At 70.0% G+C, this 19,378-nt stretch carries 15 protein-coding genes; 5 read left to right on the top strand and 10 right to left on the bottom strand.

What is annotated here, in order from left to right; genetic code table 11:
• Window positions 1-417: 417 nt before the first annotated feature.
• Both DQP57_RS05350 and DQP57_RS05355 read left to right on the top strand, forming a co-directional pair.
• The gene (locus DQP57_RS05350) at window positions 418-1,287 is read left to right on the top strand and encodes an SDR family NAD(P)-dependent oxidoreductase (protein WP_112632011.1); all 870 of its coding nucleotides are present in this window, start codon (window positions 418-420) and stop codon (window positions 1,285-1,287) included.
• On the top strand, window positions 1,277-2,842 hold the full coding sequence (locus tag DQP57_RS05355; protein WP_112632012.1) for an AMP-binding protein: 1,566 nt from the start codon (window positions 1,277-1,279) through the stop codon (window positions 2,840-2,842). The genes DQP57_RS05350 and DQP57_RS05355 overlap by 11 nt, the downstream gene beginning before the upstream one ends.
• A 3-nt stretch (window positions 2,843-2,845) precedes the next feature.
• On the opposite strand, the gene DQP57_RS05360 is transcribed toward DQP57_RS05355, so the two are convergent.
• Window positions 2,846-7,678, bottom strand: coding sequence for a cation-translocating P-type ATPase (locus DQP57_RS05360; protein ID WP_112632013.1), 4,833 nt, complete (start codon window positions 7,676-7,678; stop codon window positions 2,846-2,848).
• A 170-nt stretch (window positions 7,679-7,848) separates the two neighbouring features.
• Entirely contained in the window at window positions 7,849-8,805 is a 957-nt protein-coding gene (locus DQP57_RS05365; RefSeq protein ID WP_112632014.1) for a sigma-70 family RNA polymerase sigma factor, read from the bottom strand.
• Between the two features lie 158 nt (window positions 8,806-8,963).
• Between DQP57_RS05365 and DQP57_RS05370 the strand changes: the two genes are divergently transcribed.
• Window positions 8,964-9,725, top strand: coding sequence for an SDR family oxidoreductase (locus DQP57_RS05370; RefSeq protein ID WP_112632015.1), 762 nt, complete (start codon window positions 8,964-8,966; stop codon window positions 9,723-9,725).
• 28 nt (window positions 9,726-9,753) lie between these two features.
• Window positions 9,754-10,491, top strand: coding sequence for a DUF899 domain-containing protein (locus DQP57_RS05375; RefSeq protein WP_112632016.1), 738 nt, complete (start codon window positions 9,754-9,756; stop codon window positions 10,489-10,491).
• 115 nt (window positions 10,492-10,606) lie between these two features.
• Here the strand turns inward: DQP57_RS05375 and DQP57_RS05380 are convergent, their stop codons facing one another.
• On the bottom strand, window positions 10,607-10,831 hold the full coding sequence (locus tag DQP57_RS05380) for a hypothetical protein (protein ID WP_083063764.1): 225 nt from the start codon (window positions 10,829-10,831) through the stop codon (window positions 10,607-10,609).
• A gap of 43 nt (window positions 10,832-10,874) precedes the next feature.
• Entirely contained in the window at window positions 10,875-11,246 is a 372-nt protein-coding gene (locus DQP57_RS05385) for a nuclear transport factor 2 family protein (protein ID WP_112632017.1), read from the bottom strand.
• A gap of 64 nt (window positions 11,247-11,310) precedes the next feature.
• Between DQP57_RS05385 and DQP57_RS05390 the strand changes: the two genes are divergently transcribed.
• Window positions 11,311-11,772 carry an SRPBCC family protein gene (locus tag DQP57_RS05390; RefSeq protein ID WP_112632018.1) on the top strand — a complete coding sequence of 154 codons (462 nt, stop codon included), beginning with the start codon at window positions 11,311-11,313 and terminating at the stop codon, window positions 11,770-11,772.
• An 8-nt stretch (window positions 11,773-11,780) separates the two neighbouring features.
• On the opposite strand, the gene DQP57_RS05395 is transcribed toward DQP57_RS05390, so the two are convergent.
• The 6 genes from DQP57_RS05395 to DQP57_RS05420 are packed head-to-tail and all read right to left on the bottom strand — an operon-like array spanning window position 11,781 to window position 19,269.
• Window positions 11,781-12,941, bottom strand: coding sequence for an NDMA-dependent alcohol dehydrogenase (locus DQP57_RS05395; protein ID WP_112632019.1), 1,161 nt, complete (start codon window positions 12,939-12,941; stop codon window positions 11,781-11,783).
• A gap of 31 nt (window positions 12,942-12,972) precedes the next feature.
• Complete coding sequence (locus tag DQP57_RS05400) at window positions 12,973-14,454, bottom strand: acyl-CoA synthetase (RefSeq protein WP_205869047.1); 1,482 nt, start codon at window positions 14,452-14,454, stop codon at window positions 12,973-12,975.
• Complete coding sequence (locus DQP57_RS05405; RefSeq protein WP_205869048.1) at window positions 14,451-15,233, bottom strand: SDR family NAD(P)-dependent oxidoreductase; 783 nt, start codon at window positions 15,231-15,233, stop codon at window positions 14,451-14,453. The genes DQP57_RS05400 and DQP57_RS05405 overlap by 4 nt, the downstream gene beginning before the upstream one ends.
• Window positions 15,226-16,884, bottom strand: coding sequence for an AMP-binding protein (locus DQP57_RS05410; RefSeq protein ID WP_112632021.1), 1,659 nt, complete (start codon window positions 16,882-16,884; stop codon window positions 15,226-15,228). Before DQP57_RS05410 ends, DQP57_RS05405 begins: the two co-directional genes overlap by 8 nt.
• Before the next feature lie 22 nt (window positions 16,885-16,906).
• Window positions 16,907-17,647, bottom strand: coding sequence for a GntR family transcriptional regulator (locus DQP57_RS05415; protein ID WP_112632022.1), 741 nt, complete (start codon window positions 17,645-17,647; stop codon window positions 16,907-16,909).
• The gene (locus tag DQP57_RS05420; RefSeq protein ID WP_112632023.1) at window positions 17,647-19,269 is read right to left on the bottom strand and encodes an SMP-30/gluconolactonase/LRE family protein; all 1,623 of its coding nucleotides are present in this window, start codon (window positions 19,267-19,269) and stop codon (window positions 17,647-17,649) included. The genes DQP57_RS05415 and DQP57_RS05420 overlap by 1 nt, the downstream gene beginning before the upstream one ends.
• Window positions 19,270-19,378 lie beyond the last annotated feature (109 nt).

Below are 19,378 nucleotides of genomic sequence, written 5' to 3' on the forward strand. Positions count from 1 at the left end.
AACGGAAGCGGACAGGGCCGAAACGGCCACGCCCGACGCTGCGAGAACTACGGCTGAACCGAGGGAACGAATGACGTGACGTGCGATCATGCCGCCATTGTGCCCAGGCAACACGCCGCTTAAACACCCGAAACACCGAAATTACCGTGTTCTCATAAAATAACCGCCGCGACTGCGGACGGGCCGAGTTCGGTTGTGCGCGACGCTATCCGGCGCGGGCGCCCGGACCCGCCGTGCCCACTCGTCGCCGAGGTCGCCCCGTAAGCACGCCGCAGGGCCGGACGGCGGACCCGTTCCGCAGTGTGGTCTGCTACTCGTAGTTACGAGCCGGGGTCACGGTGAAGCTACAGCCGACCTCGGCGAACGGCTCGAGTGAATGCGGCAGCGAAGTTGAACGCACTAACGCAGGCCTTGAACATGGTCACGGACCACGTGGCCAACCCGGCGCGGGTGTCGGATCTCGACAGGTTGCGCGGCGCCGTCTGTGGCAAGACCGTCTTGGTGACCGGCGCCTCCTACGGCATCGGTGAGGCGACCGCGCGCAGCCTGGCCGCCGCGGGGGCGACCGTCCTCGTCGTCGCGCGATCCGAGGAACGACTGTGCGACCTCACGGCGGCGATCAATGCCGGTGGGGGCCACGCGGTCGCCTACCCGACCGACCTCACCGACGAATCCGCGGTGAGCACGCTGACCAAGCGGATCGTCGAGGAGCACGGCCCGCCCGGCATCGTGGTGAGCAACGCCGGCAAATCGTTGCGGCGCTCGCTGCATGACCAATACGACCGGCCGCACGACTTCCAGCGCACCATCGACATCAACTACCTGGGGCCGGTGCGGCTGCTCCTGGGGTTGCTCCCGGCCATGCGGGGCCGCGGCGGCGGGCACATCGTGAACGTGTCGAGTGTCGGCGTGCGGGTGGCGCCCGGTCCGCAATGGGGTGCCTATCAGGCGTCGAAGGGCGCCTTCGACCGCTGGTTGCGCAGCGTGGCGCCGGAATTGCACACCGACGGCGTCGATGTGACCACGGTCTACTTCGCGCTGGTGCGAACCAGGATGATCGCGCCCACCCCGCTGCTGACCCGGCTTCCCGGCCTGTCGGCGGACGAGGCCGCCGACGCCATCGCCAAGGCGGTCATCGAACGGCCCCGCACCATCGAACCCCCCTGGGTGCTGCCGGCCGAGTTGGCCTCGGTGCTGCTGGCCGGGCCGGCCGATTACGCCGCGCGGCTGTGGCATCGCCGATTCTTCAGCGAGTCCGACACCGACGAGGCCGACGATGACGACTGACCGGGTGATTCCCACCGCCGCCCGCGCCCTGCTGCGCTCGGGCCTGCTGAGCCCGCCGACGCCGCTCGCGGGTTTCCGGCTGCTGCGCGAGGCACGCCGGGGCGGCACCAACCCCTACACGCTGCTGGCGGTCACGACGGCCCGCTGGCCCGACCGGACGGCCATCGTCGACGACGACGGTGCGCTGAGCTATCGACAGCTCCAACAAGCGACCGAGTCGCTGGCGCGGCGGCTGGCCGATGACGGTGTTGCACCCGGGCAGGTGGTCGGGGTGATGTGCCGCAACGGACGCGGATTCGTGGCGGGTGTGTTCGCCGCCGCCCTGCTGGGCGCCGATGTCGTGCCGATGAGTACGGAGTTCCGCAGCGACGCCCTGGCGGCCGCGGTGCGAGCGCACCGCATTGCGACCGTGGTCGCCGACGGCGAATTCGCCGGGCGGCTGCGGGCCGCGGACGAATCGGTCGTCACCGTCGATCCGGCGACGGCCGGCACCGACGAGGGCGCCCGCAGACCGGCCGTGGCCTCCCCCGGCCGCATCGTGTTGCTGACATCGGGCACCACCGGCACCCCCAAAGGGGTGCCCCGTACGCCGCAGCTGCGCTCGGCGCTGGGCGTGTGGGTGACGATCCTGGATCGCACCCGGCTGCACACCGGTTCACGAATCTCGGTAACAATGCCCATGTTTCATGGCCTGGGGCTGGGCATGCTGATGCTGACCCTGGCGCTCGGGGGGACCGTGCTCACCCGCCGCGAGTTCGACGCCGAAACCGCGCTGGCCCAGGCGTCGCTGCATCGCGCCGACGCCTTCACCGCGGTGCCCGTCGTGCTCGCGCGCATCCTGGAGCTGCCCGAGCAGGTGCGGGCGCGCAACCCGCTGCCGTACTTGCGGACGGTCATCTCCAGTGGCGACCGCCTCGATCCCACGCTGGGCCAGCGGTTCATGGACGCCTACGGCGACATCCTCTACAACGGCTACGGCTCCACCGAGGTCGGCATCGGAGCGCTGGCCACGCCCGCGGATCTGCGCGAAGCGCCAGAAACCGTCGGAAGACCGGTCGTCGGATGCCCGGTGCGAATCTTCAACAAGAACGACAAGCCGGTCGGTCCGCGGGTCACCGGGCGGATCTTCGTCGGCGGCGAACTGACCAGCGACGGCTACACCGATGGCGCCGCGAAGGCCGTCGTCGACGGCATGACCAGCACCGGCGACATGGGCTATCTCGACAACGCGGGCCGGCTCTTCATCGTCGGGCGCGAAGACGACATGATCATCTCCGGCGGCGAGAACGTCTACCCGCGCGCGGTCGAAAACGCGCTCGCCCAGCACCCCGCAGTCGCCGAGAACGCGGTCATCGGGGTCCCCGACGAACGGTTCGGTCAGCGGCTGGCGGCGTTCGTGGTCGCCCAGCCGGGCAGCGAGATCGACGCCACCGAGCTGCGCGAATATTTGAAGGGCCGGGTCTCCCGCTTCGAACAGCCCCGCGACATCAACGTCGTGGGCAGCATTCCGCGTAACCCCACCGGCAAGGTGCTGGGCCGGGAGCTGTCCGGCTAGCGGTCAGTCTTCCCCGGGCTCCAGGGCGGCGACCTGCTTGGCCAGCCAGTTGGGTGCCAGCGCCGAGATCGCGGTGGCACCCGCCGTCGACCCCAGCACCCCGGACCAGGCCACCGGCCCCAGCGGCGTGCACCCGAAGAACTGACTGATCACCGGGGTCTGCACGATCCCGACCAGGACGCCGGCGCTGCCCAGGGCGGTCGCCACGACCAGCGGGCTGTGCCGGCGTGTCAGCAGGGTCTGCGCCAGCTGCGTCGTCACCAGCGCGGTCAAACCCATTGTCGCCGTGCGGCGTTCGGTGCCCGGCGTCCAGCGCCCGATCGCCCAGGCGGCCGTCGCCCCGGCGGCCGTGACAGCGCCGCGGGTGACGATCTGGCGCATCAGCGGTGCGTCGAGCGAGGGCGTGGCCCCGGTGAGCACGGCCCGGCGGTGCAGGCGGCGCGCCTCTTCGGCGGCCTCGGCCGATTCGTACTCGGCCTCGTCCGGCTCGATGTATTGCGAGGTGACGGCCACCGCGAGCGCGGGGAACATGTCGGTGAGCAGGTTGACCAGCAGCAGCTGACGGGTTCCCACCGGGGCGCGGCCGGCGCCGAAGGCGGTGCCGATGATGGTGAACAGCACCTCACCGACGTTGCCGCCGACCAGAATGGTGACGGCGTCGCGAACGCCGGCCCACATGCTGCGGCCCTCGACCAGGGCGTCCATCAGCACGCCCAAATCCTCGTCGGTCAACACGATGTCGGCGGCGCCGCGGGCGGCCGACGAGCCCCTACCGCTCACCCCGATACCGACGTCGGCCATCCGGATGGCGGCGGCGTCGTTGGCGCCGTCCCCGACCATCGCGGTGACTCGGCCGCAGCGCTGCAGCGCGGCCACGATCTGCACCTTCTGCTCGGGGCTGACGCGGGCGAACACCTGCACGTCGGCGACCAGCTTGGCGCACGCGTCCTCGTCGAGACCGGCGAGTTCGGCGCCGGTCACCACCCGGGCGCCCTCGGGCAGGCCCAGTTGCCGGGCGATCGCCCGCGCGGTGACGGGGTGATCGCCGGTGATCAGCACGACGTCGCGGTCGGCGTCCACCAGCGCCTCGATCAGCGGACGCGCCGACGCGCGGGCGGTGTCGGCCAGGCCGACGTAGCCGAGCAGCTCGAGGTTCTTCGCCGCGACGTCGACGGCGTCGGCGTCCGTGTCGTCGTCGTCGGTTTCGTGCTTCCAGCCGCGCTGCGCCACGGCGAGCACCCGCAGCCCCTGCTCGGCGAGACCGTGCACCACCGCCTCGGCCCGCTGCCGGTCGGCTTTCGGGTCTGCGAACTTGCAGCGCGGCAGGATGACTTCGGGGGCCCCCTTGAGGACCAGCACCGGTGCGTCGGCGGGGTGCCCGTTGTCGTGCCCCACGGTGCCGATGGCGGCGGCGAAGCCGCGGCTGGATTCGAACGGGACCTCGGCGAGCATCGCCCAGTCCGAATCGCTTTGGCCGTTCAGCGAACTCGCCGCGGTCAGGATCGCCTCGTCGGTGGCGTGTGCATGCCCCTGGCCTTCCTGCGGCTGGGCCGACGCCCGCGCCGCGGCCCGCAGCAGCCCGGCCGATTCCGGGTCGGTCAGCTTGGGGAAGGGGTCGTGCGGGTCGACGTCCTCGGGCACCGCGCACACCACGCGCAGCCGGTTCTCGGTGAGCGTGCCGGTCTTGTCGAAACACACGGTGTCGACGCGGCCCAGCGCCTCGATGGTGCGCGGCGCGCGGACCAGGGCCCCGCGCGCGGTCAGCCGCTGGGCGGCCGAGAGCTGGGAGAGGGTGGCCACCAGGGGCAGGCCCTCGGGCACGGCGGCCACCGCGATCGCCACGCCGTCGGCGCCCGCCTGGCGCAGCGGGGCGCGGCGCAGCAGCGCCAGCGCCGACACCGTCGCGCCGCCGGCCAGCGTCAGGGGCAGCACCTTGCTGGTGAGTTCCCGCAGCCGGGCCTGGATTCCGGCCGCGGTCTCGACGTCGGCGACCGCCGAGATCGCGCGGTGCGCGGCCGTGCCGACGCCGGTGGCGACCACGATCGCCCGGGCGTGCCCGGCGACGATGGTGCTGCCCTCGAACAGCATGCTGGCGCGGTCGGGGTCGTTGACCGCGACGGGGTCCACCTGCTTGTCGACCGGAAGCGATTCGCCGGTCAGCAGGGATTCGTCCACCTCGAGGTCTTCGGCGATCAGCAGGCGGGCATCGGCGGGCACCACTTCGGGTGCGGCCAGGTCGATGACGTCGCCGGGCCGCAACGACTTCGCGGACACCGTGGCCGTGCGGGTCGCGTGCCGGGCGGCCTCGAGCCGACGGCGGGTCGTCGCGACGGCCGGAACGACCACCCGGCGCACCAGCTGGTCCTGCTCGGCGAACAGTTCGGCGGCGGCGGACTCGGCCCGGAGCCGTTGCGCCCCACCGGTGATCGCGTTGACGGTCATGACCCCGGCGACCAGCAGCGCGTCGATGTTGCTGCCGACGATCGCCGAGGCCGCCGCGCCGACGGCCAGGATCGGCGTCAGCGGGTCGGCGAGTTCGGTCCGGGTGGCCGACGCCAGCCGGACGGCGTTGTGCAGGGGCTTGCGCAGGGGTTGCAGCGCCGGGCTGTAGGACAGGTCGTCGAGGCGACGCCGCCAGGACGGCTCGGTTTCGACGGCCATCGGGCGCGCGCCGCCGGCCAGCCGCGAGTAGACGATCTCGGGATCCAGTGCGTGCCAGGCGGTCAGCGGCTGCGGCGTGGGGTCGGGCAGCCGGAGCACCCGGGCGGCCGAGAAGGTCCCCGCCAGCAGGGCGGTGGCCGCGGCGGCATTGACCGGGTTGAGCCAGCGCCGGAAGCTGACCGGGCTGGTGCCCGCCTCCTGCTCGCCGGTGACCAGCAGCAGGCCGGCCAGCGTGGTGCCGCCCTGCGCCAGGTGCACCGCCGATTCGCTGGCCGAGCGGGCCACCGGGATCGCCGAGAGGATGCGTACCGCGTCGGCCAGGTCGGTGCCGGTGATGATGTCGGCGGTCCACGCCGTGGCGGCGCGCGGATCATCAAGGGCCACACCGACATCGGCGATCGCGAGCGCGGCAAGGGTGTCGGTCGAGGCGAAGTCGCGATGCAGCGCGGTGATCAGCAGCACCGGCCCACGGTCGGCTCTCAGCTCGCGGACCACGTTCAGCAGCGGCGTGCCGGGCGGGTGCGTGGTGCCGACGCTGGCGGTGAGGTCCTCGGTGCCCGCGACGTGGCGTAGCACCACCCGCGCGCCGGTGCGGTTGGCGGTCTGAAAGAGCGGGATCGCGTAGGGGTCGACCTCCCAGCCCACGTCGACGCTGCCCACGCATTCGCCGTCGACGATCAGGTCGGCGCTTTCCAGGCCCTGCGCGGGTGTCGCCGAAGGTCCTTGGGTGCGAACCCATTTCAGCCGCGCCCCGGTCGCGGGTAACTCGTCGGCGTCGGGCTCGGGCGCCTCTTCGCCGTGCAGCAGCGCGTCGGCCACCTCGTAGACGCGGTCGTCGTCCCAGCCGGGAGCGTCGCCGCGGACACGCAAGACCGCGCGGTGATCGCCGCGCAGCGCGGCGCCGTCGATGACGACCACCTTCACCCGGTCCAGGCGGCGCAGCGCGCCCGGGTCGAGGACGAGTTGCCCGGAATTGGCGAGCCCGCGGCCCAATATCGCCGCGAACGCCTGGCGGCCCATGTGCGCGGCCCTGGGCACCCCCGCTTCGATGGCCGCGGCCGCGTCCTCGGTGCCGCCGCCGGCGACCAGCGCGCTGACCGCCGCGATCAGCGAGCCGTTGGCCGCCGAATCGACGTAGCTTTCCACCGGCCCGGCCATCGAGCCTTTCGCCTTGTCCATCGCCGCGTCGATGGTGCCGCCGACCACGACGTGGGAGGCCTCCCCGGCGGCCGACGCGGCCCAGCTGTGCCGGGGCAGCTCCGACTTGGCCGAGGAGATGACGGGGACGACCGGGGCCTGCGGCCGGTCGGGGGAGGCCAGCTGCGGCTCGCGGTCGCGCCACACCCGCCGGTGCGCCGACGCCTCGGAGACCTGCAGGGTGCGTTGGGTCAGATCCAGCAGTGGGGTGCCGAACGATTGCGTGAGTCCGTGGGCGGCGGCCGTGGTCGCGGCCAGCGCGATGTCGGTGCCGACCCGGCCCAACCGCGCCTCCAGGATCGACACCATCCGCGGTTGATGGTTGATGAGCGCGGCGGCGGCGCGGGTGGTCTGCGGCGCGGCGGGCAACCGGGTGACCCATCCGGTGACCGCGGCCCCCATCGCGACGACGTCCATGGCCGCCGCGGTCAGGGGCACCAGAATCGCCAGCGGGTTGCCCGGGTCGGCGAACGGCGCGGACAGCGGCGGCGACTCCGATTTCGACCAGGTGATGTCCGAGGCGATCGAGGAGACGGTCGCGCGCACCTCGTCCAAGACGGCGTCGCCGTCCGCGTCGTCGGACAGCTCCACCACCAACCGGCCCAGCGAGCCCTCGACATGGGCCTTGGCCACACCGGGGATCCGGCGCACCGGCTCCTCGACGGCGGGCGCGTACTCGTGCCAACGCGGGAAGGGCAGCAGCGGATCGAGATCGAGGTGCACTCGGTGCCCGCTGTGCCAGCGCACCGGCGGCAAGATCGCGGTGGGCGAGCCGCTGGACGAACCGTCCAGTCCGATCGCCCGGCCCGTCGTTTGAGCAACCGATTGAATGACCGGGCCGGCTAGTTCGGTCACCGGACTGGCCAACGTCTGCAGCGCGCCCGCCGCCCCCGCCGCGGTGGACACACCGGCCCGCACCACCTGCGCGGCTCCGCCGGCTACGCCGGCGACGACGCTGGAAACGCCGGGAATCTTCACTCGTCACCCTTCACTACGTCTACCGCGCCTAATGATCCTGACGTGTGGAGGACCTGTCCACACGTGGGCCGGGAAGGTAAGACCGTGCGACGACACCTCGACAATGCAAGCCGGTGCAGGTCGGGCCTCCCTTAGTGAGCAAGGGGTGCGATTACGTCCCTGTGCAGAGGTTACCGGGTTGCCGACAAACCAAACGTGGGGAACAACCCTGCGTCGAGGAAGACGGTGATGCTCGCGACCCCGGTGACGCCGGTGGTCAAGACGTGGATGGAGTGCGCCCGCATGGTCCCGTCGGCGCTACGGCGGTATTCGGCAACGGCGGGTTGCGCATTCGCGGCTGTCGGGATCATCACAATGTCGCCTCGCGGAGCCAGGGCGCGTCCGGCGAGGAACCGCAGCACGGCGTCTCGGCCGGTGAACCACACTGGCATCGGCGGCATTTCGAGCTTGACGTCGGCTTGCAGCAGCGCCGTCAGCGCCGCCATGTCCGCGTTTTCGAATGCCGCGCAATACCGGTCGAGCAATTCGCGGCGCTGGGCGTCGCCGGGCTCGGACATGTTCTCCTCGGCCGGCGAGAGTTCGGCAAGGTGCGCCCGGGCGCGCTGCAGCGAACTGTTGACCGCCGCGGGTGTGGTCTCGAGCAGCTCGGCAACCTCGGCGGCGCTGAACTGTACGACGTCGCGCAGGATCAGCACGGCGCGCTGCCGCGCCGGAAGCTCTTGCAGGGCGGTCATCACGGCCAGCCGCACGCTCTGCTTTGCGGTCAGGTCGTCTTCCGGGCTCTTGAACATCATTGCGTCGGGAATCGGCTCGAGCCACGCGTGCGCGCCGGCCTTGGCGTCGAAATCGGCGTCGGGGTCGACCGATCCGTCGCCCACCCCCATCGGCAGCACGCGGCGGGCCCGGTTCTCCAGCGCGCGCAGGCAGGCGTTGGTGGCGATCCGATACAGCCACGTCTTGAGCGCCGCGCGTTCCTCGAACGCCTGATAGCCGCGCCACCCCCGCAGGTATGTCTCCTGGACCAGGTCTTCGGCGTCGTGCACCGAACCCAGCATGCGGTAGCAGTGCGCGATCAGCTCGGCGCGAAAAGGCGCCGCCTGCTCAACGAAATCGTCCTGCGCCGGCACGGCCCCTCCTTTCGGCTGGGTGAAGAACCTACTCGTTTAGAGACATCGGGCTACCGAAATTCATCGGCCGCACGCGATGAATCCGGCCGCGGCGCCGTATCTGAATTAGTGAAGGCGCGGCCCCGGCCGCAGGACCACAGCAGAGAGGGACCACGACCATGAAGGAAACCGGCACCGCCCACGCCGAGGGGGCCACGGCGATCGTGACCGGCGCGGGCCGCGGATTCGGCCGCGCCATCGCGGCGGCGTTGGTGGCGGGCGGCGCGCGGGTCGTCGGGGTCGCGCGCACCCGGTCACAACTCGACGAGGTGCGCGCCCAGCTCGGCGACGCCTTCATCCCGGTGGTGGCCGACGCCGCCGATCCCGCCACGGCCGACCGGCTGATCGACGAATACCGGCCGCGCACGCTGGTGCTGTGCGCCGGCGCGACGCCGCGCATGGCGCCGCTGCAGGACCAGACGTGGGAGACGTTCAGCGCGAACTGGGACTGGGACGTCGCGCAGGCGTTTCACTGGGTTCGCCGCGCGTTGCGGCACCCGCTGGCGCCGGGCAGTTCGGTGATCGTGATGTCCAGCGGCGCCGCGGTGAACGGATCACCGCTGTCGGGAGGCTATGCGGGCGCGAAGGCCACCGTCAGGTTCATCACCAGCTACGCCGCCGCCGAATCGCAACGCGCGGGTCTCGGGATCGGCTTCACCGCCGTGCTGCCGCGGCTGACCCCGGCCACGGACCTGGGCGCGGCCGCCGTCGCGGCCTACGCCGGGCGCCAAGGCGTCGACGTCGACTCCTTCGTGCAGGCCGCCGGGCCCGCACTCACCCCCGAACAGGTGGGCACGTCGGTGCTCGAGATCGCGACCGGCGCCGCCACCGACCACGACGCGTATCTGCTCACCGCGGCCGGACTCTCGCCGCTTACCTGAGACCCGAAGATCGAAAAGGGAGGCAAGGATGAACACACCGCCGATCGTGTCGGCCGAGCAGTGGGCCAGGGCGCATCAGCAACTGCTGGTCAAGGAGAAGGAACTCACCCGCGCCCATGACGCGCTCGCGGCCATGCGGCGCCGGATGCCGTGGACGGCCGTCGACTCCACCTATGAATTCGAGGGACCCGAGGGCAGGGTCGACCTGTTGGGCCTGTTCGGTGGCCGGCGCCAACTCGTCGTCTATCGCGCCTTTTACGGGCCCGACATCCACGGCTGGCCCGACCACGCGTGCCGCGGCTGCTCGATGATCGCCGACCACGTCGGCAACCTGGCTCACCTGAACGCCCGCGACACCACGCTGGTGTTCGCTTCGCGCGCGCCGCAGGCCGACATCGAGCGACTCAAGGCGCGGATGGACTGGAAGATGCCGTGGTACACCATCACCGATCGATTCGACAGCGATTTCGGCGTCGACGAATGGCACGGCACCAACGCCTTCATCCACGACGGCGACCGGGTGTTCCGCACCTACTTCATCAACAACCGCGGCGACGAGGCGCTCGGAACCACGTGGAGCTTCCTGGATATGACCGCGTTGGGACGCCAGGAAAACTGGGAGGATTCGCCGGAGGGCTACCCGCAGAGCGCCCCGTATGAATGGTGGGACTGGCACGATGCGTACGGCACGCACGAGCCGTCGCGCTGGTTCGGCGAGCCGGACCCCAACGACCCCAACGACATCCGGCCGCCACGCGAAAGCTAAGCACCGCAGTGGGTTTGGACCGTGCCGCCGCGCCCAGGGTGACAAAGCCCGCAAAACATGAATGCGCGGTAGCCGTCACCGGCTACTCGCGCAATATTCGGGCAATAAGAATTCGCTACAGAATTCGGTGGTTCGCCCTGCCCACCTGGTACCCGGTCGGAAACGACTTCTCGATGACCTGCAGCTGGTGATCGACCCTGGACTCCAGCTCGAGCACCACGCAGCTATCGCTGAAGGATTTCGATTCGAGAACTATGTACCGCTGACCACAATCGGTGATCGGGTCGCCCGAGTGCAATTTCTCGACCGGCACCGACTCCGGAGTTCCATCTGCCTCCATTCATGACACGTTAGGTCAATTCAGCAGGCGAGGGAATAGACCGTTACGTGGGATCGGGTTGCCGCTGCTTGAAGAACACGCTGACGTGACAGATCAATCCGTCGTCGCCCTGCTCGAAGAGGATGCACTCGGGCCAGGTGGTCGCGACGCCGTCAATCTCGAACGTCTCGGACAGCTCGGCGTAGCACACCCGCGAATCCACCTGCGAGACCCGCCGCACCGCCAACCGGTGCCCCTGCAGGCTGGTGCAGACCTTGCGCAAGTAGGCGACGTAGCGCGCCTTGCCCTCGACCACGTCGCAGAACGGCCCCTCCCGGGTCAGGCCGTCCTCGGTGATGGTGGCGGCGAGTCCGTCCCAGTCGTGAGCGGCCAGGCATTCCAGGTAACGCTCGACGACCTGACCGTGCGTGCCCATGTCTTCTCCGCTCGCTTCTGCGTCCACGGTAAGCGGGGCGCCGCCGCAGGGCTAGATTTCTTCCATGAGCTGGTGGACCGTGCATGCCGACCGGACACTCAGTGAACAAGTGCCCGCAGCCCCCGACGCGGTCCGCGGCTTCTACGTCGACCTGAACAACATCAAGCTCGTGCATCCGCTGATCGTGTCCGTGGAAACGGTGTCCCGCAGCGAAACCCCGCACGGCTACCGGCAGACCTACCGCGTCGTCGACCGGATTCCGTTGGGACCGTTCACCCTTCGCACCAATTATCAGGCCCGGCTGCACGTGCCCGTGCGCGGCGAAGTGCTCACCGAGGCCAGCCAGTCACCGGGGGTGCGGCTGCGCGGCACGGTGAGCTTCGAGCCGGCCGACGGCGGCACCCGGGTGACCGAGCGGATTTCGATCACCGCCCCGCGGCCACTGGCCGGGGTGACCATCCGCGAAGGGGTCAAGGCGCACGTCAAGATGCTGGCCGGCATCCGCAGTCACTTCGCGTCCGGTTGAGCGGGTGATCACGCGCCGGCGAAATCGATCACGCCGCGAATGTTGCGGCCTTCCCGCAGATCCGTCATCGCCTCGTTGATCTGCTCGAGCCGATAGTGACGGGTGACCAACTCGTCGAGTTTCACGGCGCCGGCCTGGTACAGCGACAACAGCATCGGCACGCTGGTGCGCGGATTCATCCCGCCGTACAGCGCGCCCCGCAGTTGTTTGGCCGACAGCGTCATCTCCTGCAGCACCAGCGGAACCGGCGGCTCGGTGAACGGGGTGATGCCGGTGAGCACGCAGACGCCGCCCTTGCGCAGCAGCGCCATCGCCAACGGCAGCAAGTCGACATGCACCACGCCGGGGCAGATCACGACGCGGTCCGCCATCAGGCCCGCGGTGATCTCATTGACCAGCGGGATCGCCTCCTGTGCGGAGGCGGCGGTATGCGTGGCGCCGAAGATCTTGGCCGAATCTCGTTTGGACTCAACCGGATCCACCGCAAGGACGTACTTCGCTCCGACGGCGCGGGCCCCCTGCAGGGCGTTCATCCCGACACCCCCGGCGCCCAGGACGACGACAGTGTCACCGGGCTCGGTGCCCGCGGAGATCGTCGCGGAACCCCAGCCGGTGCTGACCCCGCACGAGACGAGCGAAGCGGCATGGAAGGGGATCGCGTCGTCGATCTTGATGACCGACCTCTCCGACAACACCGCATATTCGGCGAACGTGCCGAGTTGCCCATAGGCCAACAGGTCTTCGTCGCCCAGATGCCGGCGGCAGGTTCCGTCGGTGGGCATCTCCCGGACGAACAGGCTCGCCCCGATGTCGCAGATGTAGCTCTGGCCGTTCACGCAGAAGCGGCAACTGCCGCACGCCGGAATGAACGACAGCGCCACGTGGTCCCCCGGCCGCACCGACGTCACGCCGGGCCCGACTTCTTCGACAACGCCGGCACCCTCGTGACCGCCGAGCAGCGGGAACCAATCCGGTGCCGGCTGACCGCTGGCGGCGATCGCCTCGGCCGTCGGGACGACGTCGCCGGTGAACAGGTGGTCGTCGGAGTGGCAGATCCCGGCGACGGCCATCCGCACCAGGACTTCACCCGCGTGGGGCGGGTCCAGCTCGATCTCACGGATCTCCCAGTCCTGGCCCACCCCGCGGATGACGGCGGCACGACACTTCATTTGCGACCTCCCTTTCGTGGCTTGGCGGGGCTCAATGAGCCAGGCTGGCGCGCAGTTCGCGCTTGAGCACCTTGCCGTAGCTGTTTTTCGGTAGCTCGTCGACGAACTCGTAGCGCTTGGGCCGCTTGAAGCGGGCGATGCGCGTCAGCAGGTGTGCGTCCAACGCCGAGGGCTCGACGGGATCGTCTGTGCCGACGATGAACGCGACCACCACCTCACCCCATTCCTCGTCGGGGGCGCCCACCACGCACGCCTCGGCGACGCCGGGGTGCTCGAGGAGTACCTCCTCGACCTCCCGCGGGTAGATGTTGCTGCCGCCGCTGATGACCACGTCCTTCGACCGATCCCGCAGCGTGAGGAAACCGCGCGCGTCGAACGAACCCATGTCCCCGGTGTAGAGCCAGCCGTCTTTGAGCGCGCCGCGGGTCGCTTCGGGGTTGTCCCAGTACCCGGACATGACGGCGTCACCGCGGCAGACGATTTCGCCGATCTCCCCGACGGGTGCCGGGCTGCCGTCGGCGCGCAGCACCGCGACGTCCATGCCGGACCGCGCATAGCCGACCGACCCGAGGATCGCGTCGTCGTCCGAGTCGTGATCGGCGCGGCGCAGCCCGGTGATGGTCATCGGCGATTCACCCTGGCCGTAGATCTGCGCGAAGATCGGGCCGAATGCCGTGATCGCCTTGCGCAGGCTGTCGACGTACATGGGTCCGCCGCCGTAGATGATGGCCCGCAGATGTGCCGGGCGGCTGCGGCCCGTCTCGACCAGCCGTTGCACCATCGTCGGGGCCAGAAATGCGCTGGCGCCCGGGTGATATGCGCAGAGATCGAGGAACTCGTCGGGATCGAATGCCCCCGACGAGGGCACCACCTGTCGGGCGCCGCGCAGCACGTACGGCAGGACGTAGAGTCCGGACCCGTGTGACATCGGCCCCGCGTGCACCAGGCTGCAGCCCTCGTCGGGGGCATCGATGTCGGCGAGGTGGGCGACCGTCATCGCGGTGAGGTTGCGGTGCGAAAGCATCGCGCCCTTCGACCGGCCGGTGGTTCCGCTGGTGTAGAACAGCCACGCCAGCGCCGACTGGTCCGTGCGCGGCGGCCGCGCTGGGTCGACGGCAAACCGCCGCGAAAACCCCTCGGAATCAAGGATTTCCGTAGGGGTCCCGGTCAGGGGCGCAAGCGCGGCAGCGATGGGCGACGACGCGAATACCCGCGCGGCGCCCGCGTCCTGAAGGATCTGCACTATTTCGCGCGGATGCAGCTTGTAGTTGATCGGGACCACGACGCACTCGGCGGCCCAGATCGCGAACATCAACTCGACGATCTCGGGGCGGTTGTGGGTCGCGATCGCGATCCGGGCGCCCGCGCCGTGCTGCCCGCGGATCGACGCCGCCAGGCGTAATGCCCGGTCCCGCAGCTCGATCCACGTGTACATGCGGCGTTCCCCGAGGTACAGGGCGCCACGATCGGGAAACCGGCTCGCGGCCTGGTCGAGCATGGCGAACAGATTCATCGCTCGATCCACTGTGACGACAACGCGAACTCGGAGAGATACTTCGTCGAGCTCCATCCGCCATCGACGACGATCGTCTGGCCGTTGATGAAACTTCCCCCCGGCGAACACAGGAAGGCGACGGTGCTGGCGATGTCGTCGATGCGGCCCAGCCGCTGATGCGGGGTCATCTCGGTGTTGATCTTGCGGAATCGCTCGTCCTCCAAGCGCTTCTCCACCATCGGCGTCACCGTCACCCCGGGGGCGACGGCGTTGCACCGGATGCCCGACGCACCGTACTGACAGGCGATGTGAGTGGTCAGCGCGGTCAGCCCGCCCTTGGCGGCGGAATACGCGCCGCCGCGCAGGCCGCCGACGACCGCGAAGGTCGAGGTGACGTTGATGATCGCGGACCCGGGTTTCATGTGCGGCAGCACGTCGCGCGCCAGCCGAAACGGCGCCCGCAGCATCAAACCCAGGAAATAGTCCAGGGTTTCGTCGTCGGTTTCGTGCAGCGGCTTGGGGCTGCCCACCCCGGCATTGTTGATCAGGAAGTCGATGTGGCCCCACCGGTCGACTGCGAGGTCCACGATGCGGCGCGGGGCGTCGTCGGCGGTCAGGTCGACGGCCAGTGTCGCGACGCGATCCGGATCGCCGACCGCGCTTGCCAGTTCGGCCAGCCGGCTCCGGTCGCGGCCGGTGCCGACGACCGCCATGCCCATCTCGGCGAGCTTCCTCGCGCACCCCAAGCCGATGCCGCTGCTCGCGCCAGTGACGATTGCGACCTGCATCTCACCCATCCTTAGTCCCTCCGCGGCGCCCGGCTGCGCCGCCCTCGCGATCGCCGTGTATCAGCGACACCCGGATCCGGTGCTTGAGAACCTTGCCCGCGTCGTTCTTGGGCAGGGCGTCCCAGATCACGACCTGTTCGGGCGCCTTGAATTTGGCGACTCCCTTGCTCACCAGCAGCGCAAGCAGACTCGCGACGTCCGGGGCGGGCGCACCCGCGGGGACGATCACCGCACAGGCCCGCTCTCCGGTGCGGTCGTCGGGCAGCCCGACGACCGCGATCTCGGCGATGCCGGGATGGTCGGCGAGCAGGTCCTCGACCTCTTTGGCCGAGATGTTCTCGCCGCTGCGGATGATGATGTCCTTGGCGCGGCCGGTGACCACCAGGTACTGGTCTTCGAAACCGGATGAGACCCAGCGTCCGAGGTCACCGGTGCGGAAAAACCCTGCGGCATCGAAGGACTCGGCGCCGTCTTCCGGGTGCAGATAACCCCGCAGCATCTGCGGGCCGCGCACGCAGATCTCCCCGTCGCCGGCGGGCGCGGCCTCGTGGGCGACGAGCTTGATCTCGGCGATTCCGGGCCGGCCGTCGGTATCCGCCGCGGCACCGGCCTCATCCGGTCGGGGGGCGCCGACGGTCGCGACGGGCACTTCCGTGCAGCCGTACACCCGGGTGACCACGGCCTGCTCGAAATAGTCTGCGGCGCGGCGGATCAGCGAGGGCGACACCGAGGCGCCGCCGCAGATGAACACCTTCAAATCCGGCAGGCGAGTGTCGGCGCGCTCGGCGGCGGCCAACAGCTGCTGCAGAAACGGCGTGGCCCCGGCCATGTGGGTGCACGCCTGCGAGTCCATCAGGGTAACCGCCTCCGAGGCGTCCCACCGGTCCATCAGCACCGCGGTGGTGCCCAGCAGCAGCGGGCATTCGAAGGCGTATATCGAGCCGCCGATGTGCGCGATCGGGGACGGCACCAGGAACGTGTCGCCCGGCGCGATCATCCAGTGGTCGCGGATCTGACAGATCAGGGCGTGCAGCGAATTGTGGGTGTGCAGGACGCCTTTCGGGCGGCTGGTGGTGCCGGACGTATACAGGACCATCCGCACGGAATCGGGGTCCAGCGCCGGCAGCCCAGGAGCATCGGCCGGCGACCGGCCGAGCAGCGAGGCATACGGCGTGTGCGGACCGGCGTCACCGCGCAGCACCACCACCTCCGGGGCGCGGCCCATGGCGGCCGTCACGCGATCGAGCATCGCCGCGTAGTCGTGGCCGCCGTGGCGTTGCGGGACGAAAAGCATTGCGGTGCCGGCATCGTCGAGGATGAAGCGCAGGTCGTGGCTGCGCAGCGACGGCAGGATCGGGTTCACCACCATCCCGGCGAGTGTCGCGCCCAGGTAGATGACGGCGGCCTCGTGCCAGTTCGGCAACATGAACGACACGACGCTGCCTGTCGGCATGCGCGCCAACAGGGCCGCTGCCAGCACGTTGGCCTGGGCGTGGAGCGACGCGCAATCCAGGCGAATGTCTCCGTCCACCAAGGCGATTCGCCGCGGCGCGGCCTGGGCGGCCGAGCGCAGCGCGTCGGCCAGCGTGGTGCGTACCCATAACCCGCGCCGGTATGCCTCCGAAGCATCGGCCGTGTCCTGGGGCGCTTTGGCGGTCACCGCGACCTCATCTCGGGGCTGCCTATTCGTCCACGCGTCGCATGGTCATCGCGTACCGAAACCTCGACGACAGGTGGGTGTTGATGGTCACCTGCGCGATCTCGCCATCGGAGGTCGTGTACGTGCGCCGCATCTGCAGCGCGGCCGTCCCCGCCTCCACACCGAGTCCGTCGGCCAGTTCCGGTGACAGCAGGACCGCGGCGATCTCCTGGTGCAACTGGGCGACGCTCACGCCGAACAGATCCTCGATCAACGGAAAGATCGGGCCGACGTGGCGTTGCAGCAGCCTGCCCACGGCGGCGAAACTGCGGTTGATGTAGTACTCAGTCCGGCACATCGGCACCGCCGCGCCGTCGGCCTGCCGGTAGCCGCGCACCGACAGCCACTGGGAGCCGACGTCCAGGCCGGTGCGGGCGGCGAGCTCGGCGTCGATGGTCACCATCGCGTTGGATTCGATGGTCAGCTGCGCGCCGGCCGCGAACGCGAGCAGGTCGTCGATCGACATCGCGTCCTGGGCATAGGAACTCGACGCCGGCCGGGGAACGACACGGGTGCCGGCCCTGGGCCGGGATGCGACCAGGTTGTCCTCGCGCAGGCGCCGCAGGGCCTCGCGGATGGTGTAGCGGCTCACCGCGAAGCGCTCGCACAGCTGGTGTTCGGTGGGTAGCTGCGAGCCCACCGGGTAGACGCCGTCGACGATCTCCTTGCGCAGCGTGCGCGCGATCTGAAGGTAGCGGTGGTCGCCGGCAAGGGCCTGGGGCATCACGGACCGCCCGGGGTCGGGCGCAAGGCCAGCACGCTGCCGTCGCCGTCGGCCGAGATATACAACGTCCCGTCGCCCGCGGCGGCGATGCCGGCGAACGGGCCCTGCGGCCCGGAGAACGGCGGCATGCCGCGCAGCGGTTTGGGCGTCACACCCGGCGGGGGACCGACCGGCAGCCCGGACGCGATCGTCTGCCGCGCGTTGGTGCTCAGATCGAACGCGACCAGCTCCTTGGCGCCGGCGTCGACCACGTAGAGCACATCTCCGCGGACCAGAATGCCCTGCGGGCGTTGCAGATCGGCGGCGACGGTGTCGAGGCTCGACCCGTTCACCCGGATCACCCGCCCGGCCCCTGCCTCCGCCACCATGGCGGACCCGTTGGCATCGATCGCGACGCCGACCGGTTCACGCAGCCCGGTCGCCAGCACCTCGACATCTCCCGACTCCCAGGACAGCACCCGCCCGGTGCCCAGCTCCGCGAACACCACACCGGCTGGGCTCAGGGCGACGCCGTAGAGCTGGTCGAAACCGTCTGCGAGCACGTCGGTTTCGTTGGCCTCGGGCCGGTACCGGCCGACCTGGCCGCCGGACGTGGTCACGACGAACTCACCGGGACCGCTTGCCGCCACACCGCGCAGGAACCCGGGATAACCGGGGCTGAACAACATTCCGGCGGTGTGCAGTGATCCGTCGGGCAGGGCGACGTAGAAGTAGGTGCCGTCGGCGATGTAGAGCCGCCCGTCGTGGCCCACCGTGAGATCCAGCGGCCAGTTGAGCCCGCCCGCCAGCACGGATCGCGCTGTGCCGTCGGGCGAGATCTCGGTGATCTCGCCGGTGAAGTTGGAAACGAACAGCCGATCGCCGACGAACGTGCAGTTGTCCAGCCCCGGGTTCAGCTGGGCGAGCAAGCGTTGCTCGCCGCTGCGCGGATCGATGCGCAGCACCTGTCCGGTTGCCACCTGGGTCGAGACGATGTGGCCCCGGGCATCGAACTTGACCGAGTCGGGCACGCCGAGACCGGTTGCCACACACTGCGGCTCGCCCCCGTCGGGGTCGATGCGCCAGATCTCGTTGGCACCCATCACCGGGAAGTACAGCAGCCCGTCCGGGCCGACCTCCATCGCGTTCGGAGAGGGCACGTTCTCCAAGAGCACCCGCGGCGGACCGCCCGTCAGGTCGAATTCGAGCAGCCGCCCGCCCTCGCGGCATTCACCGATGAACAGCCGGTCTCGGTAGAAGGTGATGCCGTTGGCCGACGGCACGTCGTCGCGCAGCACCCGCGTTCGGCCGCCGGTGTCGCGGACGCTGACCCGGCCGTCCATCACCTCGGTGGCGTACAGATTGCCGGCGGCGTCGAACGCGACGTCGTCGGGCGCCACGATGTCGCCACCCGTGGGGCTGGCGGTCACCAGTTCCCCGGTCCGGTGGTCCAGCGCGCTGATCTGGCTGCCGGTCACCTGGGCGATGTAGACGCGGCCGTCCGGGCCAGTGCGCAGACCGTTGGCACCGAACAGCCGACTGGGCGCGGTGACCCGTTCGAGCGTCCAGCCCTCGGCGACGTCCATGGGGTGTGGCGCCGCGTACCGCGAGGGTTGCGCGGAGATGGCCCGTGAAATGGACATGCTCGCCGAGGTCCTTCCGTCAGCCGGTTGGGCTGGACGCTATCAACTCCACCTAGTCCAGACAATAGCCGCCAAACCGCGGCGAACCGATCTTGACACCGAAGTCCGC

Origin of the sequence: Mycobacterium colombiense (assembly GCF_003284935.1) — a bacterium.
Taxonomy (GTDB): Bacteria; Actinomycetota; Actinomycetes; order Mycobacteriales; family Mycobacteriaceae; genus Mycobacterium; species Mycobacterium arosiense_A.

Bases quoted from the DNA above. Each gene is read 5' to 3' on its own strand.
- DQP57_RS05350 (WP_112632011.1), top strand. From the start codon at position 418: ATGGTCACGGACCACGTGGCCAACCCGGCGCGGGTGTCGGATCTCGAC.
- DQP57_RS05355 (WP_112632012.1), top strand. From the start codon at position 1,277: ATGACGACTGACCGGGTGATTCCCACCGCCGCCCGCGCCCTGCTGCGC.
- DQP57_RS05370 (WP_112632015.1), top strand. From the start codon at position 8,964: ATGAAGGAAACCGGCACCGCCCACGCCGAGGGGGCCACGGCGATCGTG.
- DQP57_RS05375 (WP_112632016.1), top strand. From the start codon at position 9,754: ATGAACACACCGCCGATCGTGTCGGCCGAGCAGTGGGCCAGGGCGCAT.
- DQP57_RS05380 (WP_083063764.1), bottom strand. From the start codon at position 10,831: ATGGAGGCAGATGGAACTCCGGAGTCGGTGCCGGTCGAGAAATTGCAC.
- DQP57_RS05385 (WP_112632017.1), bottom strand. From the start codon at position 11,246: ATGGGCACGCACGGTCAGGTCGTCGAGCGTTACCTGGAATGCCTGGCC.
- DQP57_RS05390 (WP_112632018.1), top strand. From the start codon at position 11,311: ATGAGCTGGTGGACCGTGCATGCCGACCGGACACTCAGTGAACAAGTG.
- DQP57_RS05395 (WP_112632019.1), bottom strand. From the start codon at position 12,941: ATGAAGTGTCGTGCCGCCGTCATCCGCGGGGTGGGCCAGGACTGGGAG.
- DQP57_RS05400 (WP_205869047.1), bottom strand. From the start codon at position 14,454: ATGAATCTGTTCGCCATGCTCGACCAGGCCGCGAGCCGGTTTCCCGAT.
- DQP57_RS05405 (WP_205869048.1), bottom strand. From the start codon at position 15,233: ATGGGTGAGATGCAGGTCGCAATCGTCACTGGCGCGAGCAGCGGCATC.
- DQP57_RS05415 (WP_112632022.1), bottom strand. From the start codon at position 17,647: ATGCCCCAGGCCCTTGCCGGCGACCACCGCTACCTTCAGATCGCGCGC.
- DQP57_RS05420 (WP_112632023.1), bottom strand. From the start codon at position 19,269: ATGTCCATTTCACGGGCCATCTCCGCGCAACCCTCGCGGTACGCGGCG.